The sequence below is a fragment of the aff. Roholtiella sp. LEGE 12411 genome (assembly GCF_015206995.1).
In the GTDB taxonomy this organism is placed as follows: Bacteria; Cyanobacteriota; Cyanobacteriia; order Cyanobacteriales; family Nostocaceae; genus Komarekiella.
The window spans coordinates 13,980-40,626 of sequence record NZ_JADEXR010000029.1 but is presented as its reverse complement, the minus strand read 5'-3'; the positions used below and the strand labels follow the sequence as shown (position 1 = coordinate 40,626).

At 41.6% G+C, this 26,647-nt stretch carries 21 protein-coding genes and 3 pseudogenes; 9 read left to right on the top strand and 15 right to left on the bottom strand.

Annotated features, from left to right (window positions below):
- Positions 1–56: 56 nt before the first annotated feature.
- Both IQ246_RS09260 and IQ246_RS09255 read right to left on the bottom strand, forming a co-directional pair.
- On the bottom strand, positions 57–1,601 hold the full coding sequence (locus IQ246_RS09260) for an NAD(P)H-hydrate dehydratase (protein ID WP_194002274.1): 1,545 nt from the start codon (positions 1,599–1,601) through the stop codon (positions 57–59).
- A 90-nt stretch (positions 1,602–1,691) separates the two neighbouring features.
- On the bottom strand, positions 1,692–2,489 hold the full coding sequence (locus IQ246_RS09255; protein WP_194002248.1) for a hypothetical protein: 798 nt from the start codon (positions 2,487–2,489) through the stop codon (positions 1,692–1,694).
- 448 nt (positions 2,490–2,937) lie between these two features.
- On the opposite strand from IQ246_RS09255, the gene mnmA reads away from it, so the two are divergent.
- From mnmA to IQ246_RS09235, 4 genes are all read left to right on the top strand, one after another.
- A complete protein-coding gene (gene mnmA / locus IQ246_RS09250) occupies positions 2,938–3,993 on the top strand; it encodes a tRNA 2-thiouridine(34) synthase MnmA (protein WP_194002246.1) in 1,056 nt (351 codons plus the stop codon).
- 548 nt (positions 3,994–4,541) lie between these two features.
- Positions 4,542–5,834: an ATP-binding protein gene (locus IQ246_RS09245; protein ID WP_194002244.1), complete on the top strand. Its 1,293-nt coding sequence runs from the start codon at positions 4,542–4,544 to the stop codon at positions 5,832–5,834.
- A complete protein-coding gene (locus IQ246_RS09240; RefSeq protein ID WP_194002242.1) occupies positions 5,824–7,587 on the top strand; it encodes a tetratricopeptide repeat protein in 1,764 nt (587 codons plus the stop codon). The genes IQ246_RS09245 and IQ246_RS09240 overlap by 11 nt, the downstream gene beginning before the upstream one ends.
- Positions 7,588–7,729: 142 nt before the next feature.
- On the top strand, positions 7,730–8,653 hold the full coding sequence (locus IQ246_RS09235; RefSeq protein ID WP_194002240.1) for an Rpn family recombination-promoting nuclease/putative transposase: 924 nt from the start codon (positions 7,730–7,732) through the stop codon (positions 8,651–8,653).
- Positions 8,654–8,706: 53 nt separating this feature from the next.
- Here IQ246_RS09235 and IQ246_RS09230 read toward each other — a convergent pair.
- The 6 genes and pseudogenes from IQ246_RS09230 to IQ246_RS09215 all read right to left on the bottom strand — a co-directional run.
- Positions 8,707–8,910 (bottom strand): annotated as a pseudogene (locus IQ246_RS09230) (ATP-binding cassette domain-containing protein); the annotation flags it as partial.
- 248 nt (positions 8,911–9,158) lie between these two features.
- Positions 9,159–9,263 (bottom strand): annotated as a pseudogene (locus IQ246_RS30230) (phosphate ABC transporter ATP-binding protein); the annotation flags it as partial.
- Between the two features lie 2 nt (positions 9,264–9,265).
- Positions 9,266–9,460: pseudogene (locus tag IQ246_RS30225) on the bottom strand (hypothetical protein); the annotation flags it as partial.
- A 52-nt stretch (positions 9,461–9,512) separates the two neighbouring features.
- A complete protein-coding gene (locus IQ246_RS09225) occupies positions 9,513–9,758 on the bottom strand; it encodes a hypothetical protein (protein ID WP_194002238.1) in 246 nt (81 codons plus the stop codon).
- Between the two features lie 295 nt (positions 9,759–10,053).
- Positions 10,054–10,593 carry a phosphate-starvation-inducible PsiE family protein gene (locus IQ246_RS09220; RefSeq protein WP_194002236.1) on the bottom strand — a complete coding sequence of 180 codons (540 nt, stop codon included), beginning with the start codon at positions 10,591–10,593 and terminating at the stop codon, positions 10,054–10,056.
- An 89-nt stretch (positions 10,594–10,682) separates the two neighbouring features.
- Complete coding sequence (locus tag IQ246_RS09215) at positions 10,683–11,609, bottom strand: lipopolysaccharide assembly protein LapB (RefSeq protein WP_194002272.1); 927 nt, start codon at positions 11,607–11,609, stop codon at positions 10,683–10,685.
- Between the two features lie 280 nt (positions 11,610–11,889).
- On the opposite strand from IQ246_RS09215, the gene IQ246_RS09210 reads away from it, so the two are divergent.
- Positions 11,890–13,953 carry an elongation factor G gene (locus IQ246_RS09210; protein ID WP_194002234.1) on the top strand — a complete coding sequence of 688 codons (2,064 nt, stop codon included), beginning with the start codon at positions 11,890–11,892 and terminating at the stop codon, positions 13,951–13,953.
- Positions 13,954–14,068: 115 nt separating this feature from the next.
- On the opposite strand, the gene IQ246_RS09205 is transcribed toward IQ246_RS09210, so the two are convergent.
- The 6 genes from IQ246_RS09205 to IQ246_RS09180 form a co-directional block, all read right to left on the bottom strand.
- Complete coding sequence (locus tag IQ246_RS09205; protein ID WP_194002232.1) at positions 14,069–14,998, bottom strand: serine kinase; 930 nt, start codon at positions 14,996–14,998, stop codon at positions 14,069–14,071.
- 235 nt (positions 14,999–15,233) lie between these two features.
- The gene (locus IQ246_RS09200) at positions 15,234–15,380 is read right to left on the bottom strand and encodes a putative RiPP precursor (RefSeq protein WP_191756300.1); all 147 of its coding nucleotides are present in this window, start codon (positions 15,378–15,380) and stop codon (positions 15,234–15,236) included.
- 207 nt (positions 15,381–15,587) lie between these two features.
- Complete coding sequence (locus IQ246_RS09195; protein WP_194002230.1) at positions 15,588–17,555, bottom strand: lasso peptide isopeptide bond-forming cyclase; 1,968 nt, start codon at positions 17,553–17,555, stop codon at positions 15,588–15,590.
- A complete protein-coding gene (locus IQ246_RS09190) occupies positions 17,552–17,989 on the bottom strand; it encodes a lasso peptide biosynthesis B2 protein (protein WP_194002228.1) in 438 nt (145 codons plus the stop codon). Before IQ246_RS09190 ends, IQ246_RS09195 begins: the two co-directional genes overlap by 4 nt.
- On the bottom strand, positions 17,973–18,275 hold the full coding sequence (locus IQ246_RS09185; protein ID WP_194002225.1) for a lasso peptide biosynthesis PqqD family chaperone: 303 nt from the start codon (positions 18,273–18,275) through the stop codon (positions 17,973–17,975). The genes IQ246_RS09190 and IQ246_RS09185 overlap by 17 nt, the downstream gene beginning before the upstream one ends.
- 520 nt (positions 18,276–18,795) lie before the next feature.
- Positions 18,796–19,905 (bottom strand): S-(hydroxymethyl)glutathione dehydrogenase/class III alcohol dehydrogenase, encoded by a 1,110-nt coding sequence (locus IQ246_RS09180; protein WP_194002223.1) that lies wholly within the window; start codon positions 19,903–19,905, stop codon positions 18,796–18,798.
- Between the two features lie 472 nt (positions 19,906–20,377).
- Here IQ246_RS09180 and IQ246_RS09175 point away from each other — a divergent pair, with 472 nt between their 5' ends.
- The 4 genes from IQ246_RS09175 (at position 20,378) to IQ246_RS09160 (ending at position 25,823) form a co-directional block, all read left to right on the top strand.
- Positions 20,378–21,661: a valine--pyruvate transaminase gene (locus IQ246_RS09175; RefSeq protein WP_194002221.1), complete on the top strand. Its 1,284-nt coding sequence runs from the start codon at positions 20,378–20,380 to the stop codon at positions 21,659–21,661.
- A 106-nt stretch (positions 21,662–21,767) separates the two neighbouring features.
- Positions 21,768–22,355 (top strand): ribosome maturation factor RimM, encoded by a 588-nt coding sequence (rimM, locus tag IQ246_RS09170; protein ID WP_194002219.1) that lies wholly within the window; start codon positions 21,768–21,770, stop codon positions 22,353–22,355.
- An 81-nt stretch (positions 22,356–22,436) separates the two neighbouring features.
- Complete coding sequence (locus tag IQ246_RS09165; protein ID WP_194002217.1) at positions 22,437–23,057, top strand: Uma2 family endonuclease; 621 nt, start codon at positions 22,437–22,439, stop codon at positions 23,055–23,057.
- 384 nt (positions 23,058–23,441) lie between these two features.
- Positions 23,442–25,823, top strand: a complete 2,382-nt coding sequence (locus tag IQ246_RS09160) for a phosphoketolase (RefSeq protein WP_194002215.1) — start codon at positions 23,442–23,444, stop codon at positions 25,821–25,823.
- Positions 25,824–25,899: 76 nt separating this feature from the next.
- On the opposite strand, the gene IQ246_RS09155 is transcribed toward IQ246_RS09160, so the two are convergent.
- Entirely contained in the window at positions 25,900–26,589 is a 690-nt protein-coding gene (locus IQ246_RS09155; RefSeq protein WP_194002214.1) for a histidine phosphatase family protein, read from the bottom strand.
- Positions 26,590–26,647: the final 58 nt, after the last annotated feature.

Sequence of the window (26,647 nt, the reverse complement as noted above, 5' to 3'; positions counted from 1 at the left end):
TCATAAATGGGTGATTCCTCTCGTTCCCAGCCGGAGGCTGGGAATGAGGGGAGCAACTAAGTTAAAGCTTTCATCAAATATTGTGTCAATGTGAATGCATCTACACCTAACTCAGTGCGCTCTTGGGCTGCTAAAATACCTGCTTGAGAATGCCACCAAGCAGCAGTTGCAACAATATTCTCTACTGTAATCTGCTTGGTCGCTGCTTGTGCTAATAATCCACTTAGTAGCCCGGTTAACACATCGCCACTACCGCCACGCGCCAAAGCCGGCGTACTTTCTGGATTAATCCACACTGCACCTTGAGGGTTTGCGATCGCAGTCCTAGCCCCTTTTAATAAAATTACCGCCCCACTTTGCGCCGCTGCTTCCCGTACTGCTAACACCCGATCTTTGGCATCGGCAATATCAGGAAACAATCGCTGGAATTCACCAGTGTGGGGTGTCAGCACTGTTAGTGCTTGGCGCTTTTTTAAGGTGGGGATTGTTCCCATTTGGGCCAGGATATTCAAACCATCAGCATCGAGAAGCAAAGGGGCGTCGCTTTGTAGAACTTCTTGTACTATGGGAGTAGCATCTCGTGTTAAACCAGGGCCACAAGCGATCGCATTAAATGAACTCAAATCAGTGTTTTCTGGGAGTTGCAAGTGAGCTATCGCTCCGGTTTCCGTCTCTGGACAACCAACAATTAGCGCTTCTGGCAAGTGTGACACCAAAAGGGGTTTCAGGGATTCGGGTACGGCAATTGAAAGCATCCCCACACCACTCGCCCGCGCACCTAAACCAGTTAAAATTGCTCCACCAGCATAGCGGCGTGAACCACAAATTAGTAGTAAATGTCCTTCTTTATACTTATGAGTGACTGGTGGACGAGGTAGGGGTAAAGTAGAAAGTGCGATCGCTCGTGTAATGCGTTTAATCTTGGGTGTATCCCCTAGAACCGCTTGCACCTCAGCTAAAGGAATATCAAAATCGATTAACTCAGCTTTACCGAGATAATTCAAAGCCTGATCTTGCAAAAAAGCCAGCTTCCATAAACCTAGACAAAACGTATGAGTAGCACGAATGGCAGTTCCCAACACCTCACCTGTATCAGTGTGTAAACCCGACGGCAAATCAATACTAATGATTGGTACAGACAATTCATTTAGCTGATTAATTTCCAAGGCTATGGGATCTGTAAGCGTTCTTTCTAAACCAAATCCAAATAAGCCATCAATCAAAAAATCAGAATTTGGCAATTGCGCGACGGTTTGATAAACTGGGATGCCCAAACTTTGGGCATACTGCAAGTGCTGCGAAGTTAATTCCTTGAGCTTCGAGAAAGGAGAATATATCCAAACTTCATATCCGCAAAAGTGTAATTCACGGGCTACTACCAAAGCATCACCCCCATTATGACCGGGGCCGACTAAAATGCCGATCCGAGATTTCTTGACAGGGGAGGAGATTAGAGCTTGAATACGACGCGCAATTAATCCCGCCACCTTTTCCATCAAAGCGACTACAGGCATTCCTGCTGCAAAGATCCGCTTTTCAATATCGCGCATTTGCCCAGCAGTAACTACCACTTGCGAAATTTGTTCTTGCCTATCCTGCATCAGTCCTGAGTGCTGAATCATGAGTAGTGAGTTATGAGTTATGAGTTATGAGTTTCACATTAACTCCTCACTCTTTACTCAGCACTGAATTTACTTTCCGTAGTAAACTCTGGCATCACCGTATCCTAAATAATCTCGCAGATACTTGTTCCATTCTTCTGCTTGGAAACGCTCAGTAAAAGGCCCTACTGCTACGTGTGGCCCTCGCGGTTTGAGTCTTTCAAATACACCGCCATTTTGTCCCAGATTCTGCCTAATTCGGGCTGCAATTCCGGCTAACTCTTCGGCTTTGGCGGGAATAGCGACATAGTATCTAGACTCTTGCCTTCTAGAATTGTCTCTTCCAGAATCACTTCTAAAAGAGGAGGAAGTGTTTATTTCCTGTCCATCAGCAAAGCTGACGATCCTTGCGCTATTGATACCGTATGACTTCAGTTCTCTAACTCGTTGTTGAGCGTTAGATGCTCTGCTAAAAACTCCTGACTGGATTACGGTACGTCCTTGGTACTGGCGGACATAAGCTCTGGGTTCAATCAAGCGTATTTGTTCTAGTGTCTGGGGATCATTGCTATCAACATATACTAAATAACGCTCAAAGTTCTGGCTATATTGATTAGCCTCTACTGCTTGGGAGGGTTGAAAGTCCTGCTCAGATTGATTATTTTGTACTGGTTCGATCTGCGGTAATGGCTGCTGATTATAAGGAATCGGTTGGAGATCTGGCGGTGGTGGTAAAGTTTCAACGCCCCCTTGTTGAACCAACAACACGCCGCTGTTGTGGATTTGTGCTTGTGCTGGGGTAGAGTGAGTGATTAATGCTAACCATCCTCCTACTAACAAGAGCAGTATGTGAAATCGGATAAATTGACTTGGTATTGCACTTGACATAGTAGTCACAAAGTAGTCACAGCATTTCTAGGCAATTTCCTTCAGCAACTAATTTAGTTCGCTGTTGTAGCAACTATATAGCGTTTGCGTAAAATTAGCTCATCTGCGTGGCAACAAATACATCTATGAAGATAATAAAACCATTTATGGGAGTGGTTTTTGGGCATAGTGCCATTCGGGTATGGGAGTAGGGAAGTAGGGGAAGCAAGCGAACAATTATTATTTCCCTTGTCCTATGCCCAATACTGCCGCTTTCCATGAACTGAAGCGCTTTGCTAGCAAGGCTTTGAAGAGATGTATGCTACAATTGAATAATTAAGGCATTGCCTTGATTACATAAAAACCACAGATAGAAAGTTGGACAAAGTTAAAATTTTGCTATGTGGTTGTATTGTATGGGTTTTAATCCCAGTCGGTGGCAGCCACTAGCCTAACAAGATTTAGGGTTATGAAAAAAGTCGTCGTTGGTCTTTCGGGTGGCGTTGATAGTTCCACCGCAGCTGCTATCCTGCATCATCAGGGTTATGAAGTGATTGGTTTGACTCTTTGGCTCATGAAAGGCAAAGGTCAGTGTTGCTCTGAAGGTATGATCGACGCGGCTTATATCTGTGAACAACTAGGAATTCCCCATCAGGTTGTTGATACTAGGGATGTCTTTCAAAAATATATTGTCGATTATTTGGTGGCTGGTTACAGTGCTGGGATCACGCCTTTACCTTGCTCCCAGTGCAATAAAACGGTGAAGTTTGGCCCAATGGTGCAGTATGCTCGAGAAGAATTAGGATGCGATCGCATTGCTACTGGTCATTATGCTCAAATTAATTATGATCAAGCTACTGGGCGTTACCAGTTGTTAAGAGCAGTTGACCGCAACAAAGACCAGTCCTATTTTCTCTATGATTTGTCTCAGGATTTACTCGCAGCGAGCATATTTCCTTTGGGTGAACTGGAAAAAGCTGACACCCGCCGCATCGCTGCTGAATACGGACTGAAAACCGCTGAGAAACCAGAAAGTCAGGATTTGTGTTTAGTGGAAAGTAACGGTTCCATGCGGGCATTCCTCGATAAGTATCTTGCGCCCAAAAAAGGCGATATTGTAGATGCTACAGGCAAAATCTTAGGACAGCACGATGGTGTGCATCACTACACAATTGGCCAGCGCAAAGGATTGGGGATTGCTGCGGCTGAACCGCTGTATGTGATTGAATTAGATGCAGTGAATAATAAAGTAGTTGTAGGCGATCGCACTAAGGTAACTCAATCAGAATGTACGGTAGAGCGAGTAAACTGGGTTTCCATTGTTGAACCATCAACCCCGATTCGTGCAAAAGTACAAATTCGTTATCGTTCAACCCCTACACCAGCTACAGTGATTCCTTTAGAAAACTCCCGCGTCCGCTTGGTGTTTGATGAACCCCAGGTAAGTATCACCCCCGGACAAGCTGCTGTGTGGTACGACGCGGAGAAAGTGTTAGGCGGCGGGATTATTGAGCAGTTTAGTTGAACTGGGACTGGGGACTGGGATTGGGGACTCTTAAAGATTCGGATGGGGATTTAGAACCCAACTAAATCTTACTCATAATTTCTTCCCCATTACCCAGCCTTGATGATGTTTTGATTTATGCAAGAGGTCTAATGTTTCAATGTAGACGAATAATGTTGTAACGGAAACCGCTACCGTTAGGAGTTAGACCACTATTGTTACAAGAATAAGCAGAAGAGACACACAGGACGCAGAAAATTTATTTTTATAACTGAAAATTTTATTTTATTTATTGGTTAAGTAGCTTCACTATTTCAGATGTATAATCCATCATTCATTGCTGTTTATTAAATGTATCATCTATCATCAGTTTTTATTTATTATTTACCTCTATTACTTGTTTTTTGGTTGGTATTCTGATAAGTAGAGCCTTTGTTTTGAGAAGATCAGATAGTAAGCACCTAGTAGTCGTTTATTGACAGAGCGGGGAAAGTTGCGATCGCCTGAACTTTTAGTACAAAAATGATGAGCCATTATATGGATAGTTAACACATTTACAGCACTATCCAATGACCAAAGAATTATTAAACTCTTTTCAAGAAGCATACAGCAATCTCGAACTGTTCCCGTTGATGGAACAGAACGAAATGGAAAGATTTAGAGTGGAATATGGTGATGATTTGATCGCAGATCTTAGCCAACTAGTTGAAGATAGTCCCAATGGAGATGGCAAAATTGTCTTTACAGGACATCGGGGATGTGGTAAGTCAACTTTGTTAGCTGAGTTTAGCAGGCAAATTCAAAATAAATATTTTGTAGTTCTATTTTCTATTGCTGACAAAATTGAAATGTCGGCTGTTAATCATATTAATATATTGTTTGCGATCGCAGTTAACTTAATGACCGAGGCGGAAGCACGTAGAGTTGAAATTCCTCAATCGACTAAAGAAGCTCTTTATAAATGGTTTGCTACTCGCACTCGCACTGAAGAATTAAATTTGCAAGTGGAAGCTAGTATAGGGTTTGATTTACTAAAGTTAATTAGCTCTAAACTAAAAGCTGACGCTACTGTTAGGGATGAAATTAAGCAAGAGTTTGAACGCAAAATATCAGATTTAGTTGCTAGGATTAACGAAATAGCTGCTCTGATTCAAGCTGCTACGAAACAAGATGTCTTAGTAATTATTGATGATTTAGATAAACTAGACTTGGGAAGAGTTAATGAAATTTATAGAGACAATATTAAAGCTCTCTGTCAACCTAATTTTAGGATTATCTACACTATCCCGATCGCAGTACTTAGAGAAACATTTATCAGCACAATAATTGCCACTGAAACTAACGATCAAATTGTGGCAATGCCTGTATTAAAAACCTTTGAAAAAGGTAAAAATCGCTTCCCTAATGCTCAACCTCGCTCTGAAGCGACAAAGATTCTCGGTGAAGTTTTACATAAACGAATTTCTAGCGAATTAATAGCAGCAGAAACTGCTGAAAAAATTGTGATTTACAGTGGTGGCGTATTGCGAGAGCTAATCCGTATTTCTAAAGAATGTTGCCGAATTTGCTTGCGGATAATTCGGCGAAATCCAACAGGGAAAGTTATCATTGATGATCAAATTTTACTTCAAGCAATTAATAAAATTCGCAATGACTTTTCCATACGTTTAGGAAAAGTTGATATAGATATTTTGCAAAGTATTTATCAGCAATTTATGCCTAATGACCCGAAACAAACCGAGTTTTTGGATTTGCTACATGGGCTGTATGTCTTAGAATATCGCACTGATGAAACTTGGTACGATGTTCACCCAATTATTATAGAAAGCTTGAAAAGGCAGGGAGCCATCAATGTTAAATGAAGAATTATTAGATGATGAAGGAGAAAATCAAGATGCGTATGATGATTTAATTGTTTCTATTGAAGCTCAAAAACATGGATTAAATTTACTGATTGCGGTTTGTGATGATGTTAACTTTCGTGATGAAATTATTGACCAGTATGAAGCTGAACTACAAACCGCATTCCGTCCATATCGGGTGACTTTAGCACGTCATGAACCGAGCCTAAAAGCTGCTCTTAACCAACTGGTACAACAAGAAGAATATCTGAGTCAGCGTAACCCGGCGGTGATCACTGTGACAGGTGCTGAACAACTTTATTTTCTCAGATTAGGTGAAGAACAATCGGAACAAGAGAAACTTTTTGGTTACTTACAGTGGACACGGGAAGGATTGCGCGAGTTTCCTTTTGCGATCGTGCTTTGGGTGACTAATCAAATTTTAGTCAACTTAATTAAAAAAGCCCCTGATTTTTGGAGTTGGCGCAATGGTGTTTTTCGGTTTGTATCTAAAAAAACAAATGCTATTGCTTGTAAAGAATTAGAACCTATACGCTTTGTTTTTAGAGACACAGAATTAGCGAGCACAGATACTAATGAAAATAACTCCTTTTTCTTGCCCATTCAAGATTTACAAAGTTTAATCGAGAAGATAGAACAGGAACAAGGAGTTAGAGATCCTAGCTTAGCTACCTTATATTCAAGGTTGGCTGATATTTATCGCAGTAGGTTAGATAGGGGAGAATCTCAGAATTATCAAAAAGAACAAGAATTAGCAATAAAATACTGGCGTAAAGCGATTGAACTGCAAAGTGAATCAGGTTTGCAGATAGACTTAGCCAATAGTCTCAACAATCTCGCAGGATTGTACCGTGCTACAGGACGTTACGGTGAAGCTGAACTTATATATCAACAAGCTTTAGAACTGAGGAAACGCCTATTGGGAGACAACCATCTCGATGTCGCCACTAGCCTCAATAACTTGGCGGGACTTTACAAATCTACTGGACAATACAACAAAGCGGAACTTCTATATCAACAAGCTTTGAAATTAAGGAAACGCCTATTGGGAGACAACCATTCCGATGTCGCCGCTAGTCTTAACAACCTGGCACTACTATACGATGAACAAGGGCGATATGACGAAGCACAACCTCTGTATCTGCAATCATTAGAACTCAGAAAGCGTCTGCTTGGCGAAAACCATCCCTCTTTCGCTCTCATACTGAATAATCTAGCGTTACTTTATTATCATCAAGGACGCTACAGTGAAGCTGAACCTTTATCGCAACAAGCAATAGAGTTAGATAAGCGTTTTTTGGGAGAAGATAATCCCGATGTTGCTACAGATCTTCACAATTTAGGATTGATTTACCGCGCTCAAGGACGCTATGAACAAGCTGAATCATTGTTTTTGCAATCCTTAGAACTCAAGCAGCGTGTACTGCAAAAGGCCCATCCCCTTTTGGCAGACACTATCTACGCTCTTGGTTATATGTACAGAGAACAGGGGCGTTACAATGAGGCAGAACCCTTGTGTTTAAAAGCGTTAGAATTTGATAAACATCTATTGGGAGAGAACCATCCCAATGTTGCTGAAAGTCTCAACAATCTCGCAGAAATCTATCGTGCAACAGGACGCTACAGCGAAGCAAAACCCCTCTATCTGCAAGCTTTAGATATTTGTGAGCGAGTTTGGGGCGTAAATAATATTCGTACTATTAATGTTCGCCAAAATCTGGAAAAACTTGGCGCAGAAATGCAAAGTAATTAAAATCTGCATAAAATCAAATCGCTATTTTTCCGAATTTTGCATTGAGCTAAGTGTCTTGTGAAACTCTTTTTTTATGCTGAATCAGAAGGCGATCGCTATTTTTGATAAACTTTTAATATAAAACTTTCGCTGTAGTCACCAGGTGCAAACTGACAAAATATTTTATAGCATATTTCAAGCTTTCCCTAGCATATTTTTTGAAATCATTGGTGACACAACTGTCAATACCAGTGCCTATGAATTTGTTTCCGTTGAACTAAAAGACACTGCTTTTCGGATTGATGGGGTATTCATCCCAACAGATGAAACTACAAACCAACCGTTGTACTTTGTCGAAGTCCAGTTTCAACTAGACTCTACTTTTTATAGACGCTTGTTTGCTGAAATTTTTCTTTACCTGCGTCAAAACGAATCCGTCAATTTTTGGCGTGCTGTCGTTATCTATCCGCAACGAAGTTTAGATCCAGAAGATCAACTACCGTATCAACTGCTGCTTAACAGTTTACAAGTGCAACGCATTTATCTAGATGAATTAGGAACAGCAGAGAATTCACTGCAAGTGGCAATTGTTAAATTAATTATCGAAAGGGAAGAAACAGCCGTAGACAAAGGTAGAGAATTGATTTTGCAGGCAAGACAACAACTGGCAGATGAAACAACCAGGAAGCAAATTGTAGAATTAATAGAAACCATCCTTTTATACAAATTTACCCGGTTAAGCCGAGAGGAGTTGGCACAAATGTTAGGGATAGACGATGAATTCAAAAAAAGCAGGATGTATCAATCAATTAAAGAAGACGGCTTAGAAGAAGGTAGACAGGAAGGTAGACAGGAAGGTAGACAGGAAGGTAGACAGGAAGGTAGACAGGAAGGTAGACAGGAAGGTAGACAGGAAGGTAGACAGGAAGGTAGACAGGAAGGTAGACAGGAAGGCTTAGAAGAAGGTAAGTTACAAGCTAAGTTAGAATCTGTACCTCGGTTATTGGCACTAGGATTGAGTGTGGAACAAGTAGCAGTGGCTTTAGATTTAACGGTAGAGCAAGTGCAGCTAGCAGCTGGAAATTAGCCTATTTTATTTTCAGCTGCTTCGTGTCTTCGCTTTATCTGTTGGAAACACTGTAATACATCTGGCTTCATAGCGATCGCACGGGCAATGCAAAGCCGTTGCTGTTGTTCGCCAGATAATGCTGTACCCTTTTCTTTGAGTTTGTCCTTGACTTCATCCCAAATAGCGGCGCGTCTAAGAGAATTTTTCACCAATTCATCAACGTTACCTTTATAACCGTTAGCACGCGTCCCAAAGAAAATATTTTCGTATATTGACCATTCGTGACAAGTTAAGGGAAAATTATTTCTGTCAACAGTAATTAAGCTATAAATAAACGGAGAGATTGAGTATCAAATTTAGCTAAAGACTCGGTTTTGAACACAAGGGTAAACGATGCTTTTTTATTTGACGCGATCGCAGTCTGAAAAATTGTGTTTTTCAGCCCGATTCTGTCCAACATATTAAGTATTATTACTTGTTTACAAAAAGTTGATTATCTTAACTTGTCACCAATGTATATTGACTTGGGAAAAGGATTCGGTCTTTGAAACACCATTCCGACTTGGCGTCGTAATTTTACAGAATTGATCTTAGGGTCGTAAATATTGCGATCGCGGTAATTTAATCTGCTAATCCATCTCGAAAAATATCAAAAAGTAGCAAAGCCAGAATAAATATACCAATCAGCAACCCTAACAAAAAAATTACTTCAAATACTTTTCCTAACGTCTCCCTCCCATCAACATTATCAGTAAGCCTTTCTTCTTTGTCTCTATAAGTGGGGAACGATGTCTGACGACAAGTCGCTCCCGCAAATCTAAGCAAAGAAAGCCGATGCTCAAACTTCTCTTTGCGTCTACGCAGTTAAAGGCTTAGGTTACATTTTGCTGTGCTGCATTATTTCTTGCAGATGGTGGCGAATCTCTTGTGCTTGCTCAATATCAGATTGCCGTAATTTTTGGAACAACTCTACACAAGGCTGGGAACCAACTTTCTCTGCATCTTTGATGTAAGTATCGTAAGCTTTAACTGCTTCAGCCTTGTTATGCAACACGGTGATAAAGTCGTACTCCAAATTGCTAATAGGTTGTTGAGACTGTCCGTTACCTGTGTTTTTAGCCATTGTTATTGACCTTAGTTTAGGATTTCCAGTTAATTTTTACTCAGCTTTAAAGAGTGATTCATCTCTCCAAAAGAGTATAGTTCAATACGCCGGAAGAACCCTATAAAGGTGCGTTAACTACTACTACTGTTAGATTAACAATCGTCATCTATGGATGATCAAGGCTGTTGAAGCAATCTAAATAAAGGCGTAGACGATCTGGGTAAAATCATAGCGCAGAGGTTTGTACGCCAAGGTTGAACGGAACTTCGGAGAACAACATACCTTTGTATGCTGAGTGATTTTCAATTTTTATTTACTCAGCACTTTTTTGGCGACGTGAATACTGAAACTCTAAATCATTTTGCAGTTCCCTACGGTCTTCGTACACAATAGGGCATAACTTAGTGTTAGCACTTATACAATCCATGTGTGGCGTCTTAGCACACACTACTAATAGCCCACCCAGAATAAACAATAAGCCACAAATTGCAGCCGTCTGAACTGAAGAAATTTCTAGTACTCCGTGAACCACTACTTCGCGCAGTACAGATACAACTGTTACCTCAACTGCTACACCAACAGAAATGCTATGTTCTTGCAAGTAGACCATTAGCAGTCGAAATAATTCGACTAAAATCAACACAAATAGTATTTTTGCCGTCACATGTTTATAGTCAAGCGGCTGCGTTAGGGCGATAAGTATCCCCCACAACTGTATGAGCATAACAGCGAACAAACCCAAACACAGGACAATCACAATTAAATCTTGGAAAGCCTCCATGTTACGAACAATTGATTGCCGATCAAGCCAGCGATCGCAAAATAAAAATCGACTCTTGAGGCGCTTTTGCATGTAAATTTCATTCCAATCGAGACTAGTTCACACCACACCAGCGAGTCAACCCAATAATCTTATATTACGCAATATTAAGCGATCGCGCCTCAGCGAGGTTGGTAATTTAAATTTGGTGCTTGTTGCAACAATTGTTCGGCATTTTTTCCCCACTGGGAATTACCTTGAGCGTTGTATAAATCTCTGGCAAATTGCAATACTTGGATTGCATCTCCATATTGTCGTAACTGCATAAAAACCAACCCTGCACCGTAATAGGCATTGGGATAGTTAGAGTTAGCTTCGGCTGATTTTCTAAAAGCTTCCAAAGCCTCTTGTAATTTGCCTTGGTTAAACCAAATTGAACCAAGATTGTAGTGAGCTTCTGAATATTTAGGATTAATTTTTAGTGCTTGGCGAAATGCATCTTTGGCTTGATCAAGTTTACTTTGTTGCAGATAACACATTCCTATGTGATAGGCAGGCTCCGGTGCATTTTTACTATATTCCATTGCTTTTTTAAAAGAGGCGATCGCCTGCTTGCAATCTTGTTGCTGTTCTCTTACCAACCCTAAGTTATAGTGGGCAAAACCCAGTTTGGGATCAAGTTCTAGTGCTCGCAGCAAGTAATCATTTGCTAACTGTAAATTATTCCCTTCTAACAACGCTCCGCCTAAATTGGCAAAGGCTGGAGCAAATTTAGGATCAGCTTGCGTTGCTCGATAAAATGCATCAGCAGAGGGTTGTAATTGTCCTACTTGTCGTAATGCTAGCCCTAAATTATAGTGGGCTGCTGCCAAGTTTGGATCTAATTGGGTTGCTTGTTTAAAAGCAGCGATCGCATCTTGTACTCTTCCCGTCTGAATTGCCTGTAAGCCTTGGTTTAACCTGTCTGTGGCCGTTTGACCACTATTTTGTGCCAGCATCGAGGGAGAAGGAGAAAGTGGAAGAGAAGGGGAGGGAGAGAGGATGCTTGCACCTAGCAAAATCAAACTCGCCACTGTTGCTATGCGATATTTAGAGAATGATAATCCCATTGATTTTCTGACTTGGAACACTTTCAGTTAGTTTTACTTCACATAAAGTCTTGTTACAACTGAAGCCCTTTACAAAACTTCTGGATTCGGTATTAAAGGTGGTAATTGTTAACTTTTATTAAGCTAAACCTTACAACAGGCTACAATTTTTTTAGCTTTTGATTAAAAGGAGGATAATAACAAATTAAAGAAGGGGTAATTTGGACTCCAGAGAAACATTTTTTATCCCTGAAATCAACAGAATCATGCAGTTAGGGTGACTTACTGCAAGGGAGGTTTTATGAATGAAAAAGTAAAATCGGGTTCGCGGAACGTTGCAATTGTTGGGCCTTATTTAAGTGGAAAAACCACTTTACTAGAAAGCTTGTTATTTGTTACAGGGGCAATTTCGCGCAAAGGCAATGTTAAGGATGGTAACACAGTAGGAGACAGTGCCGCTGAGTCACGCGATCGCCAGATGAGTGTAGAAGTAAGTGCTGCTAGCACCGAGTATAACGGCATTCACTTCACCTTTATTGACTGTCCGGGAAGCGTGGAGTTTGCCCAAGAAACATCCAATGCTTTAATGGGAGTCGATGCAGCCATTGTAGTTTGTGAACCCATACGCCAACGAGTCCTTACCTTAGCCCCTTTATTTAAATTCTTAGACGATTGGGAAATTCCCCACATCGTCTTTGTTAATAAAATGGATCGGGCAAATATTCACGTATTGGAAACATTGCACGCCCTCAAAGCAGTATCCAGCCGTCCTTTAGTAGCGCACCAATATCCCATTATGAATGGGGAGGAGCAGCTCATCGGCTTTATTGATATGGTGAGCGAACAGGCATACAAATATCATCCAGGCGCACCTGCTGATCCTATCCCCTTTCCCGAAAGTTTAAAAGAAGAGGAACATATAGCACGGGCAGAAATGCTTGAGGCCCTGGCAAATTTTGATGATCACTTATTGGAAGAACTTTTAGAAGACATTGAGCCACCCCAAGAAGAAATTCTCCAAGACTTGAAACTAGAATTAGGGGCCGATTTGGTAGTGCCCGTTTTCTTTGGTGTAGCAGAACAAGACTATGGTGTTAGACCTTTAATAGAAGCTTTGTTAAGAGAAGCTCCCGAACCAGAAACTACAGCAGAACGTCGCTTAAAAAACTTCAAAAACAAAACAACTTCTCCTTTAGCCCAGGTACTAAAAACTTACTATACTCCCCAAGGTGGCAAACTATCCCTAGTGCGTGTTTGGCAAGGTAAATTAACTGATGGTATCGTCCTTAACGGTATTCGTACTGGTGGAATTTATCGCCTCATGGGACAACAACAGCAGTCAGTTAATGAAGTTAGTGCTGGTGAAATTGTCGCATTGAGTCGTTTAGAGGGAATCAAGACGGGGGATACAATCTCTACAGATCAGCCGTTGACTATAGAATTACCCAAAGCTGAAAAATTGGAACCAGTGTATGCACTCGCCATTACACCGGAAAAGCGCAACAATGAAGTTAAACTGAGCAGTGCCATCACCAAGCTCTTGGAAGAAGACTGCTCACTAGCTTGGGAGCAACATGGCGATACCCACGAAGTAATCCTTTGGGGACAAGGCGAAATTCATTTACAAGTCGCCCTAGATAGACTGCGCCGCAAATATAACTTACCGATGACAACCCACTTGCCGCAAGTGCCTTACAAAGAAACCATCCGCAAAACTGTGGCTTCAGTTCATGGGCGCTACAAGCACCAAAGCGGTGGTCATGGACAGTTTGGTGATGTTTTTCTCGACATTAAGCCCTTACCTCGTGGTACAGGTTTTAACTTCAATGAAACCATCGTTGGCGGTGTGGTTCCTAGACAGTATATTCCTGGGGTAGAAATGGGCGTGCGGGAGTTTCTGGCACACGGGCCCTTGGGTTTCCCAATAGTAGATGTAGCGGTAACTCTGACCAATGGTTCCTACCACAGCGTCGATAGTTCCGAACAAGCTTTTAAGCAAGCCGCCCGCCTGGCTATGCAAACGGGGATGCCCCAAGCCCAACCCACCCTTCTAGAACCGATTCTACGGGTGCAGGTGACAACACCTAGCGAATTTACCTCCAAGGTGTTGCAACTGCTGAGTGGTAGACGCGGGCAAATTTTGGGTTATGAGGGCAAAAACGATTGGCAAGGCTGGGATAATGTATCTGCATATTTGCCGCAAGCAGAGATGCAAAACTTTATTGTAGAATTGCGATCGCTTACTCTTGGTGTTGGTTCTTTCCATTGGGAATACGCTCATCTCCAGGAAGTACCGGAAAAACTGGCCGAACGTGTCCTTAAAAATAACAATAACGGTAATGGCAACGGCAACGGCAACAAATAATTTTGGATTTATCTAGAATTACCTCAATTTTTTCGTTAGAGTAATCCAAGTTTTGGATCATTTTTTCCTTGGATTACTCTAATAAAATCTTAAATTTAGATTAAGCTTAAATAATCTATACCCTGGCTGGGTGGCTCTCACCTGCTAAATCTTCTTCTACCAAACCTGCTACATCAGCTAACAATTCTAGAGAACGGGGTCGTTCCAGACTATAGATAGGTAGATTGTTAACTAAACTGGTACATTGATGTAAGTGTACAGATGCTTTAGAACTTTGGATAAATTTTTTGCCAATTAACATGGGAATATAAGAATTGGCTATTATTTGGGTTACGGCTTCTGTGGGTTTGAGAAGTCTAATCTGAAGAGTTGAACCTACAGAAAGTACATAAATCCGCTTAAGGATTAAGGGTGTTCGTAAAAAGTTATCGACAGTGGGGCGATCGCGTTTTTCAACTTCAGGGTGAATCTTCCTCAAGGTTTCTGGATCATCTCCCAGTGCAGCTGTGGCTGCGTCCGGCCAAAGCTTGATTCGTGGAAACCCTGGAACTAATAAGGGAGCGATCGCATTGTCAACATTTACAGCAGCTACATCATCTGCCATCAGTTTATGCCCCCGTCCATAGAGGGTTGCTGCCATAGTAGACTTCCCTTGCCCAGATCGCCCTAAAAAGACGGCAGCATTACCATCAACGGCAACAGCGCTACCATGTAGCACTAAAAACTGCCGTTGGTGAAGCAGCATTCCTAAAACTGCTCCTAACAAAGGCAGGCGAATAATGCTCTCTTCTACATTTGGGAGCGGATCGATAATAATTTCCTTTCCAGAATGTATTAGGAATTTACCTACCACTTTCCAGTATAAATAAGTATATTCACCATCAATTTGAAAGTAACTCCATGATGGGAGTGGCGTGGGTAAAGACCAATCTACTTCTCCAAAACGGATAACTACATCTGCTTCTATCTGTATAGAACTTTCTTGTAACTCCGGTAAAGGCAAAGCAGAGCAAATGCCTAAATTGTAAGCAGTGTAACTATACATCTCATAAACTCCATATCAGCAGCTATTTAAGTTACTTGCCCACACAGACTAATTCTTTATTTAGATTCGAGTAAATACCTCTGCTTAGTTGTAACCTAAACAGAGGTAAATGAATAATCTAGACTATCTGAGCTTGTGAAGCCTATGTATCAGATTTATTGGTAGAGAATTAGGAATATATAGGCTTTAAAAACTTGGGTATCCTAATCTACCTATTTGTCATTTAAAACTCCCATTAAGAGAAAGTCACATCGTCTTTGGGAGTTGATATGGGAAATTCCTTATCTGTAAACAAGCCCAAACCTAGACCTTGTGTCAAGACTTCAACTTCACCATAAACAGTCAGTTTGGGCTGAGTATAAGGCTTTTTGTTAGCAGTCATAATTTTCTCCTTCATTGCTCATTGATGTTTTGTTTACTTTCAATGTTGGCTCTATTCAGAACCAAGAGCAGCTAAGTGTGAAATCACCCCATTCAGTTGGGTGAAAATCAAACTCACTGTGCTGTTGGGTGTTACTTATAAGCAACAGCCAACAGGACAATGAACTGACACATTATGGAAAGTTTTCTAGGAAATAAAAACATCGACTTAAACTCCTTTTCTGGCAAGCTCATCAGGTCTGTCCTGTGCAGCGTACTGCAACCATAGAGCTAAAGAAATAGCTATCCAAATTGTATGGACATCCTTTGCTGTTGTTGGAGACTGTAAAGAGACAAATCTTTGATATATCTGCTTGAGTTCAGTAACATCTGCATATTCTGCAACGACTCCTAAATCATGGAGAATTAACTTGTCCAAACGCTCTCGCTCAAAAGACAATAAACCATGGACAAGATTTGGAGAAAAATTTGTTTTGCCTCGACGCCATTGCACTTCCACTGGCAAGATATTTGCCATTGCACGGCGCATCACAACCCGATTCCAGCCCATGTGCAGCTTTTGTTCAGCAGGTAAGGAGAGACAGAATTCTACTAAGCGCTTGTCCCAAAAAGGGTAGCGTTGCTCAATAGAAAAGGCAGCACAAGTCTTGTCTTGCATCTCAGCAGCAAATGACACTAAACCCTGAGTTATATTGCGGTAGTGCCGTTCTCTTTCGTCTTGACCAAAATTACTTTGGACTTTTTGCCAAGCCTCATAGCGCTTTTGAAGATCGATGTGTTGTATAAACTCAGCATTCATGATGGCACTCCAAGGAGGTTGGGTAGCTTGGCGAGTGGCGGACTGAGTGACTAATCGCCAGCTCCGACGGAGTAGGCTCAAGAGTGGGAATTTGGAAAATATCGGCTTAATTCCATATTGTTTCACATAACTCCATAACCATTTCCCAAAATTCGCATCGAAAGTTTTAGTTAGCTCTCTAATTTCCCCAGTCAAAGCTAGCCAGCGACCGGCTCGTGCTAATTCACTTAAGTAACCATAACCATCCGATACGACGTTATCGCCATCAAAACCATCGAATACTACACGAACACCTTGCTCTTTAATTGCTTCATACAACGCCCAACTCATAGACCAATTAGGTGCGTAAAAAGCTTCGTCTTGATGCCAAAACATTTGGTCTATATTCTTCAACGGACTGGTTTTATCTGCCTTGACGTAATGCGGCTCAAGCCCTCCCTGTGCAATCACTGCGTTGATGTAGGAGCGTTCATCACATTCGGTCAATTCATCAAAGACTGCCGAAAAGGTATGCAGACGCGGCCCTCCATTTTCAGCAAGCAGTTTCCGTGCCATACAGGTAATGGAGGAGGAATCCAGTCCACCACTCAAATGAGATCCAATAGGAAAGGCACTACGCAAGCGGCACTGCACTGCTTTGCTAAAAATTTCGCGAAATGCTTCTGCGTACTCTTCATCCGAACCTAAACGCAATTCACGATTAGGATCAATAGACCAGTATGATTGTAGTTTTATTCCTTCAGGACTGATTGTCATCCTGTGAGCAGGAGGTAATCGGAAGATGTTCTTGTAAGAAGTGATATCAGCCTCGTGAAACATTGATGCCAGATAGTCACCTATCCTCACTTTATTGATCTGACGAGGAACATCTGGAACACAAAAAATAGCTTTGATTTCGCTGGCAAAAATAAAGGTTTTTTCAGATGAGTAGTAGTAGAAAGGTTTAATACCAAAATGATCTCTGGCACCAAATATTATTTGCTTTCGCCTATCCCAAATAGCAAAGGCAAAATCACCTAGTAAATTTTCTGGGCATTGCTCACCCCATTTTTCATAAGCAGCCAATACTAGCTGGCTATCAGTTATTTTTTCAGATGGATAATTATTAAAATTTAACGCATAGATAAGTTGATCCCGGTTATCTATACGAAGATCTGCTGTAATAACTAAATCCTCAGTCTGATTAACCAAAGGTAACTTATCTAACAGAGATTCAGCAGTAGTCCATAACATTCTGTGGCCCAAGCCAACAGACCCAGCGCACCATGCATCTGACCCATCTGGCCCTCTATGGGCGAGAATATTGACCATATCATTGAGATGCTGATGGTTAACAAACTTCCCATCTAGGTTGTAGATGCCGATGATACCACTCATAGTCTGTTTCCTGGCAAAGAGGGCAGTTGGGTAAAGCGTGGAAGATCTGTAAGATAGCCAATTACAACTTTTCCTTGACTTTCAACCCACGCATGGGCTTCTAATTTCCCTTCCTCACTTTTGGCAACTCCTATGCGGAGTTCTGGTGAGTAACCTCGTTGAGTCATCAGTATCTGGCAAGTCAAAGCACGGGCAAGACACTTAGCGCCACTGGGCATATAACGAGTACTTACATTAACAGCCCAAATAATTCTGCTAAGGGAGGTTTGGTTTAGTTTTGGGTTTGGCTGACTAATGTTACGCAGGATTCGCCGTAAGGTCTGAAATGGCAGCAACCACAATCCTAGTTTGACTAATCCCAACAAAATAAAGGTATTTATCAAAAGGTTGCCATCTTTGCTTGTCAAGCGGAGCAATTTAAGCAGCTGCTTCATTTGTTATCTCGATCAGCCCATTTTTTGCTAAGTCTTCAAGCAATATTAAAATGTCAGTTTCACATGCTTGGGAATCAACTTCATATTCTGCCAACAAGGCATCCCGAATTTCATTTACAGTTTTTGGAGCTTGAATCACATTCCAAATGCTGGCTCCTACTTGATTTAAACCGTAGTAAACCCCGGATTTTATATCTAGAATAACTGCTTCTCCTTGTAGTTCAGAGAAAATTTGATCCTTAGCTGCTACTATCCTGGAATAATCGGTCGATATATTTACAGGCATCTTCAGTAAATTTTCTATGCACTTTTGTTTATGCTTAGATTAATTTATAACACCTACTAAAAATTACTGCTACACCAAGGTAGTATCTTTACTCATTGTTTTAAATTATCCTTGATTTTATAAAGTATCTGTAAAGGAAACAAAATGAAATATAAGTATTTTGCTGTAAATTACTACGCTTTGATATTCAGATATTCATATTTGCTTGCAATTGCTTAAGATGGTGTTCGCAATCATACTTTTCAAACAACCTTTTGCATGGACAGCTATTAAACAGTTATTAACTTGTTAGATAGCCATTAACAGATGAGGGAAAGCTTAAAATGGAGTGATTCAAAGTTGATCTTGGCAGAAGTGAGCGATCGCAAACTATTTGTTAGAGCCTACGAATTACCGACAATAATAGTACGTACAGACACCACAAGCTTTAGTGTAAACCATGACAATCAAAGGGATTCAGAAGAAAATCTACTACGTCATGGCTACTCCAAAGATAAACACCCTACTCAAAATCTAACAACTAAAACGTTACTACACTACGAATTGATTCACCTTTGTGCATCAAATCAAAAGCATCATTAATTTGCTCTAGCGGCATTACATGGGTAATCAAATCATCAATATTGATCTTACCTTCCATATACCAATCAACAATTTTAGGTACATCTGTACGCCCTCTAGCACCACCAAATGCTGAACCTTTCCAAACACGCCCAGTTACTAGTTGAAATGGACGAGTGCTGATTTCTTGTCCAGCCGCAGCCACACCAATAATTACACTCATACCCCAACCTTTATGGCAGCATTCTAATGCTTGACGCATGACTTGAACATTGCCAATACATTCAAAGCTGTAATCAGCACCGCCCTTAGTTAACTCCACGAGATAAGCAACTAAATCGCTCTCTACTTCCTGGGGATTAACAAAGTGCGTCATCCCAAACTTTTCTGCCAAAACGCGTTTGTTGGCATTAATATCCACCCCTACAATCATATTGGCTCCCACCATCCGCGCTGCCTGGATGACATTTAAACCAATACCGCCCAAGCCGAAAACTACTACATTTGCTCCCGGTTCCACTTTGGCTGTATTGATCACTGCACCAACACCCGTGGTTACGCCGCAGCCAATGTAACAAACTTTATCAAACGGGGCGTCTTGGCGAATTTTGGCCACAGCGATTTCTGGCAGCACTGTATAGTTGGCAAAAGTAGATGTGCCCATGTAGTGATGAATCATCTCCCCATCGATACTAAAGCGACTCGTTCCATCGGGCATAACACCGCGTCCTTGAGTTTGGCGAATAGCTTGGCAGAGATTAGTTTTAAAACTTAGACAATATTCACACTGGCGGCATTCTGGGGTGTATAAGGGAATAACATGATCTCCTGGTTTTACACTGGTGACACCAGCACCTACCTCTACTACTACCCCAGCACCTTCGTGTCCTAAAATTGCCGGAAACAAACCTTCGGGATCTTTACCAGAAAGGGTATAAGCGTCAGTATGGCAAATCCCGGTAGCTTTAATTTCAACCAACACTTCCCCAGCTTGTGGTTGTGATAGTTGAACGGTTTCAATAGTTAACGGCTTACCCGCACCGTAAGCTACTGCTGCTTTAACTTCCAACTTTAGCCCTCCTATTTTAGAAGTTTCGTCAATGAGCTGATGTGAGTTTTCGTCGAGGAGTAGTTGAAGAAATCTTTTGTATTTCAATCTCTATCAACTCTGCTCTTTATATTAATGCCCTGATATAAGATTCCTATTTGATTTTTGAAAAAAATTCAGTACACCTTTATTACTTCTTCCCTATTCCCCATTCCCCATTCCCTATTCCCCATTCCCGGTCTTTACGAGTGATTCAGCAATCAAACCGGATTACTATAGATATTAGGTGTATGATAGACTTTTGCAACATTTAATGGTATTTAGTCTGCACAATAACCGCTACAACGATAGTCTTGCTTTGTTAAAATGACATTCTCTAGTTAGATTAATTAAAGGCGGTAATAGCTGTTTTGGCAACGACGTAGACACTGTGTCAGCAGCAACCTCCAGATAGTTTGTCCACCTCTCGATTAATACATTATTGTTACAGCTTATGAACCCTGCCCTAACTCAAATTGGCGCTCAAATGTCCAATCTAACTGGCGTAAGAGCAATTATGAAGGACATTATCGAAATCTTACGATCTGGTACGGGGCAGCAGTTTATTAATTTGAGTGCTGGCAATCCATTGATTTTGCCAGAGGTAGAGCAGTTATGGCGAGATTGTACTGCACAACTTCTGGCTAGCCCCGAATATGGTGAGGTCGTTTGTCGCTACGGTTCAAGTCAAGGCTATGCACCTTTAATTGAGGCGATCGCTAACGATTTTAACAAACGATATGGGTTAAATTTAAGCGATCGCAATATCCTGATTACCCCCGGTAGTCAAACTCTCTACTTCTACGCTGTCAATGTATTTGGTGGCTACACCAGCAGCGGCGAGTTAAAAAAAATCGTTTTGCCCCTGAGTCCTGACTACACAGGTTATGGCGGTATTTGCTTAGTTCCAGAAGCTTTAATCGCCTACAAACCAACCCTAGATATTGATACAGCTGCTCACCGATTTAAATATCGTCCCGATTTCAGCCAACTTTCGATTACAGAAAACACTGGTTGCGTCCTCTTCTCTCGTCCCTGTAATCCCACTGGTAACGTCCTCACCGCTGATGAAGTGAAAAAGATTGCTGCCCTAGCTTCGCCATACAACCTACCAGTGTTGATTGACTCGGCTTACGCGCCTCCCTTTCCAGCATTGAATTTTACCGAAATGACACCAGTGTTTGGTGATAACATCCTGCACTGCATGAGTTTATCCAAAGCAGGATTACCAGGAGAAAGAATTGGGATTGCCATCGGTGATGAAAAGTGGATTGAGCCGCTGGAGTGTTTCCAATCAAATGCGAGTTTGCATTCTTCACGTTATGGACAAGCAATCACTGCTCTGGCAATCAATTCTGGTGCTTTAGTAGAAATTTCTCAAACAGTCATTCGTCCCTTTTACCAAAATAAATTTACTGTTTTAGAAACTAGTTTAGAACAAGCAATGCCCAAAAATTTACCTTGGTTTCTCCATCGCGGAGAAGGGGCAATTTTTGCTTGGTTATGGTTAGAGGATCTACCTATCACTGACTGGGAATTTTACCAGCGACTAAAAAAGGTGGGTGTAATTATTGTACCTGGTAGTTCTTTCTTCCCCGGTTTAGAAGAAGAGTGGCAGCACAAGCACCAATGCTTCCGCATCAGTCTCACCGGCAGCGATGAGGAGATTGTCACTGGTATGCAGCGCTTGGCAAAAGTAGCAGAGGAAACGTATCAGCGTGCGGCTGTGAGTGCTTGATTTGGGAGAGTGGGGGAGTTGCAGTAAGTTTTTTAGATCTGCCGCTCTCTGTGCTTCCTAACTCTTGACCCTTGACCCTTGACCCTTGACCCTTGACAAATGACAAATGACAAATGACAAATCTGATGAATGGTTAGAAATTGGGAAGATTGTTGCACCTCAAGGATTGTCTGGGGAGGTGCGGGTTTATCCTGAGTCCGATTTTCCTGAACGGTTTGAAGTCCCAGGGAAACGTTGGTTATTACGCCCTGGTGAGACTAAACCGCAATCTATCGAATTATTAGCAGGACGTTACATCAATGGTAAAAACTTGTATGTTCTCAAGTTAGCTGGTGTAGAAAATTGCGACCAGGCAGAGGCATTACGCGGTTGTAAGTTAATGGTATCAGCCAGCGATCGCCCGCAATTAGGTGAAGACGAATATCATGTCCTCGATTTGATGGGCTTGGAAGTTTTCATGCAAACATCCGGCGAACTCGTGGGCAAAGTAGTAGATATCATCGCCGCCGGGAATGATTTATTAGAAGTGGAATTGCACCCATCATTTGCTCATGACAAAGGACAAATGACAAATGATCAAAAACAAAAGACTGTTTTGATTCCGTTTGTGAAAGCGATCGCACCTGTGGTAGATTTGCCAGCTGGTCGCATTGAAATTACACCACCGCCGGGATTATTGGAAATTAACAGTTAGGTCATTATAATTGATCTGCGTCTAGCTAGTAACAAACACATTTGAACTGAAATCGTTAACCAAAATTTTGGAGACTGGAAAATGACTCAAGCTTTACCAAAAATCGTAACTTTTGAAGAATTTATCAACTGGAAGCCAGAGAACGAACGCTATGAATTGCACAATGGAACAATTGTTAAAATGCCTCAACCTGTAGGAGATCATGAAGAGTTAACAGGATTTTTAGCTTTTGAACTGACTAGAGAATGTATCCGTTTAAATCTCCCATACTTCATACCCAAGACAGCATTAGTCAAACCACCTGCAAATGAATCAGGTTACTCGCCAGATGTACTGTTGTTGAATCGCCCTAATTTGATAAATGAACCTCTGTGGAAAAAAGAATCTACTGTTATTCAACCTGCATCAATTCCTATAATTGTTGAAGTTGTTAGTACAAATTGGCGTGATGATTATCTCAAAAAATACGCAGATTATGAGGAAATAGGAATTCCTGAATATTGGATTATTGATTATAGTGCTTTGGGCGGTAGGGAGTTTATTGGCAAACCAAAACAGCCTACGATCTTAGTTTGTTCTTTGGATGAAGGTGAGTATCAAGTTAGTAAGTTTCGGGATAAAGACCATATCCAGTCCCCAACATTTCCAGAGTTAAATCTAACTGCTCAACAGATTTTTCAAGCGGGTAATATTTCAACTTAAACAAATACTGTCCAATTAATTATTAATAAATAATTCACGTTTGATGCGAATCAAAAAATCACATTTTCCTATAAAACTTTCTAAGCTTTTACAAAATCGTTATTTTGAAATCATCAGCGAAATTGAAAGGTTTTCAACTATCAATTTACATAATTCATAATTCATAATTTCACGACAAAGTAACTTGATTTATCAATAAATAAATGAAACTAAAGAAAATACCTCTAAACATTGCCCAACCTACAAAAATTACAACCAAGCTCGAAAGAATTTAGTCACAAAGGCTGGAAAATTCATCATTGGTTAGATGTCCATAATCTAGAAAAAAAGTATAATTGCTTACTGATGAACTAGTCAAAATCCTTTTTGTAATGGAGTGCCGAAATGACATTAGCAACGACTCCACAAACAAAGCTTTTAACAGATGAGGAATTGCGTAAGATAAACGCCTACTGGCGTGCTGCAAACTATCTTTCAGTTGGTCAAATATATCTACTTGACAATCCACTACTCTTAGAACCGCTAAAGTTAGAACACGTCAAACCCAGACTCCTGGGTCACTGGGGAACAACACCAGGGCTGAACTTCATTTATGTTCACCTGAATCGGGTAATCAAAAAATATGACCTGAACACGATCTACATTGCTGGGCCAGGTCATGGAGGCCCTGGATTGGTAGCCAACACCTACTTAGAGGGAACCTACAGCGAGTACTACCCGAATATTTCCCAGGATGCTGAGGGAATCAAGAAACTCTTCAAACAATTTTCTTTTCCGGGTGGTATTCCTAGCCACGCTGCACCAGAAACTCCCGGTTCCATCCACGAAGGCGGTGAATTAGGTTACGCACTCGTCCACGCCTACGGTGCTGCTTTCGATAACCCGGACTTGATTGTTGCTGCTGTTGTTGGTGACGGTGAAGCAGAAACAGGCGCTTTAGCCACTAGCTGGCATTCCAACAAGTTTCTCAATCCTGTGGGTGATGGTGCTGTACTGCCCATTCTGCACCTGAATGGTTATAAAATTGCCAACCCAACGGTATTAGCACGGGTAAGTCATGAGGAATTAGAGAGTCTATTTATCGGCTATGGTTACAAACCGTACTTTGTGGAAGGCTCCGATCCCACAGATGTGCATCAACAGATGGCGGCGACTTTAGACACAGCGATCGCTCAAATTCAAAGCATTCAGAGGGAAGCGCGTGTACATGGTTTCACCGAACGTCCTCAGTGGCCGATGATTGTTCTGAGAACCCCTAAAGGTTGGACAGGGCCCAAGGAAGTTGATGGGAAAAAAACCGAAGATTATTGGCGATCGCACCAAGTTCCCTTTGGTGAAATAGCCAAAAAGCCAGAACATCTAAAACTCCTAGAAGAGTGGATGAAGAGTTACAAACCAGAAGAACTCTTCGATAAGAATGGCAAATTGATTCCCGAATTAGCAGAACTAGTTCCCCAAGGACATCGACGTATGGGTGACAATCCCCATGCTAATGGTGGTATCTTACTACGCGACCTGAAGATGCCCAACTTTCAAGACTATGCCGTAGATGTTCCCCAACCAGGCAAAATTGAAGCTGAAGCTACCAAGGTGACAGCAAAATTATTGCGGGATGTCATGCGACTTAACCAGGAAAGCCGCAATTTCCGGATCTTCGGCCCCGATGAAACCCAATCAAATCGCTTAGATGCTGTGTTTGAAGTCACAGAACGGACTTGGGTTAGCAAGATTCTCCCGGAAGACGAACACCTATCTCCCAATGGTCGGGTGATGGAAATCCTCAGCGAAACTAGCTGTCAAGGTTGGTTAGAGGGCTATCTCCTCACAGGACGCCACGGGTTTTTCTCTTGCTATGAAGCGTTCATCCACATTATTGACTCCATGTTTAACCAACATGCTAAGTGGCTGAAGACTACCCTTGATATTCCCTGGCGCAGACCAATTGCGTCCCTCAACTACCTGCTCACCTCCCACGTTTGGCGACAAGACCACAATGGTTTTTCTCACCAAGACCCTGGATTTATCGATCATGTGGTCAATAAAAAAGCAGAGATCGTTCGTGTATATCTTCCCCCCGATGCCAACACTCTGCTATCGGTAACTAACCACTGCTTAAGAAGTCGCAACTATATCAACGTCATCGTTGCTGGAAAGCAACCAGCATTGCAATACCTCAACATGGACGCTGCCATTAAACACTGTACCAAAGGTATTGGGATCTGGGAATGGGCAAGCAATGACCAAGGCAGTGAACCAGATGTGGTGCTGGCTTGTGCTGGCGATACTCCTACTTTAGAAACCTTGGCTGCTGTAGATATCCTGCGTCAGCACTTTCTTGACTTAAAGGTGCGGGTAGTGAACGTAGTCGATTTGATGACACTACAGCCGAAAAGTGAGCATCCACACGGTTTGAGCGCCAAAGATTTCGACACAATTTTTACCACCGACAAACCCATAATTTTCGCCTTTCATGGTTATCCCTGGCTGATTCATCGCTTAACCTATCGCCACACCAATCACAAGAACTTGCATGTGCGTGGCTATAAGGAGGAGGGAACCACCACTACCCCCTTTGATATGGTTGTTCTTAACGATCTTGATCGCTTCCACTTGGTGATGGATGTAATTGATCGCGTACCAAAATTAGGGTATAGGGCAGCTTATATCAAGCAGCAGTTGCAAGATAAGCTAATCGAACATAAGCACTACATTGAGAAGTACGGGGAGGATATGCCAGAAGTTCGTAACTGGAAGTGGCCCTACTGAAGAAGAAACTGACACAGGGAGATGCAGGGAGATTTTGAGAAATATTTTCCCCGCATCCCCTCAATTTCCTGGAGTGTCAAATAGCTTTAATTTGTCCAACCACCTCTATTTTGTTTTTTTGATTAGCTCGTAACACTACTGATTCTCCAGATTCGGGGTAAATATCACTGGCGATCGCTCTAATATTAACCTCGTGGGTGATCATCACAATTACACCCGGAGTGTTACGGTTATTCAAAATAAATTGACGCACTTGTGCAGTTTGCTTAAATTCTGTTGCGTGATTGAGGAAAAAAGAATTCAGCGCTGAAAAAGGCTCAACTGCACCCAAATTCATTAGCTTTGCCGTTTCTAAGCAGCGACACCACTGGCTTGATAAAACTCTAGAAACTTGAATATTCCGACTTTTAAATGCTTTTCCAGTTCGTATTGCCTGTTTTTTACCTTCATCCGATAGATTTCTTTGTGTAGAGCAATCATTTAGTCGAAAATCAGGTGGATCGCCAATTCCTGGTGCTAAAGCATGACGCATGAGCACCACGTAGCCTTTTCCCTGCTGAAGAATAGACCAAATCGCTGCTTTAGTAGCAGGAATATCAGTTGCATCGATTGAAGCTAAACTCTGTTCATTTGTAGACAGAGATTGTTCAGGTTGCTTTACAGGTTCTACTGCTTGCTTTTCTTCAGTTTCATGATTGTATAAACGTTTGAGTATTAAGGACAGTGCAACAGCGCTAAGACCTAGGATTGTGTGGCGACGCGTCATGACATGGTGTGGTAATGATGACGATAAATAAAGTTTTATGAAAATACGGAGGTGGACT

Excerpts from the sequence above, each read along its gene's own strand:
- IQ246_RS09200 (WP_191756300.1), bottom strand. The coding sequence starts at position 15,380 with ATGACTGCTAACAAAAAGCCTTATACTCAGCCCAAACTGACTGTTTAT.
- IQ246_RS09245 (WP_194002244.1), top strand. The coding sequence starts at position 4,542 with ATGACCAAAGAATTATTAAACTCTTTTCAAGAAGCATACAGCAATCTC.
- IQ246_RS09240 (WP_194002242.1), top strand. The coding sequence starts at position 5,824 with ATGTTAAATGAAGAATTATTAGATGATGAAGGAGAAAATCAAGATGCG.
- IQ246_RS09165 (WP_194002217.1), top strand. The coding sequence starts at position 22,437 with ATGACTCAAGCTTTACCAAAAATCGTAACTTTTGAAGAATTTATCAAC.
- mnmA (WP_194002246.1), top strand. The coding sequence starts at position 2,938 with ATGAAAAAAGTCGTCGTTGGTCTTTCGGGTGGCGTTGATAGTTCCACC.
- IQ246_RS09225 (WP_194002238.1), bottom strand. The coding sequence starts at position 9,758 with ATGGCTAAAAACACAGGTAACGGACAGTCTCAACAACCTATTAGCAAT.
- IQ246_RS09160 (WP_194002215.1), top strand. The coding sequence starts at position 23,442 with ATGACATTAGCAACGACTCCACAAACAAAGCTTTTAACAGATGAGGAA.
- IQ246_RS09215 (WP_194002272.1), bottom strand. The coding sequence starts at position 11,609 with ATGGGATTATCATTCTCTAAATATCGCATAGCAACAGTGGCGAGTTTG.
- IQ246_RS09260 (WP_194002274.1), bottom strand. The coding sequence starts at position 1,601 with ATGCAGGATAGGCAAGAACAAATTTCGCAAGTGGTAGTTACTGCTGGG.
- IQ246_RS09255 (WP_194002248.1), bottom strand. The coding sequence starts at position 2,489 with ATGTCAAGTGCAATACCAAGTCAATTTATCCGATTTCACATACTGCTC.
- IQ246_RS09205 (WP_194002232.1), bottom strand. The coding sequence starts at position 14,998 with ATGTATAGTTACACTGCTTACAATTTAGGCATTTGCTCTGCTTTGCCT.
- rimM (WP_194002219.1), top strand. The coding sequence starts at position 21,768 with ATGACAAATGACAAATCTGATGAATGGTTAGAAATTGGGAAGATTGTT.
- IQ246_RS09155 (WP_194002214.1), bottom strand. The coding sequence starts at position 26,589 with ATGACGCGTCGCCACACAATCCTAGGTCTTAGCGCTGTTGCACTGTCC.
- IQ246_RS09195 (WP_194002230.1), bottom strand. The coding sequence starts at position 17,555 with ATGAGTGGTATCATCGGCATCTACAACCTAGATGGGAAGTTTGTTAAC.
- IQ246_RS09220 (WP_194002236.1), bottom strand. The coding sequence starts at position 10,593 with ATGCAAAAGCGCCTCAAGAGTCGATTTTTATTTTGCGATCGCTGGCTT.
- IQ246_RS09190 (WP_194002228.1), bottom strand. The coding sequence starts at position 17,989 with ATGAAGCAGCTGCTTAAATTGCTCCGCTTGACAAGCAAAGATGGCAAC.
- IQ246_RS09185 (WP_194002225.1), bottom strand. The coding sequence starts at position 18,275 with ATGCCTGTAAATATATCGACCGATTATTCCAGGATAGTAGCAGCTAAG.
- IQ246_RS09175 (WP_194002221.1), top strand. The coding sequence starts at position 20,378 with ATGAACCCTGCCCTAACTCAAATTGGCGCTCAAATGTCCAATCTAACT.
- IQ246_RS09210 (WP_194002234.1), top strand. The coding sequence starts at position 11,890 with ATGAATGAAAAAGTAAAATCGGGTTCGCGGAACGTTGCAATTGTTGGG.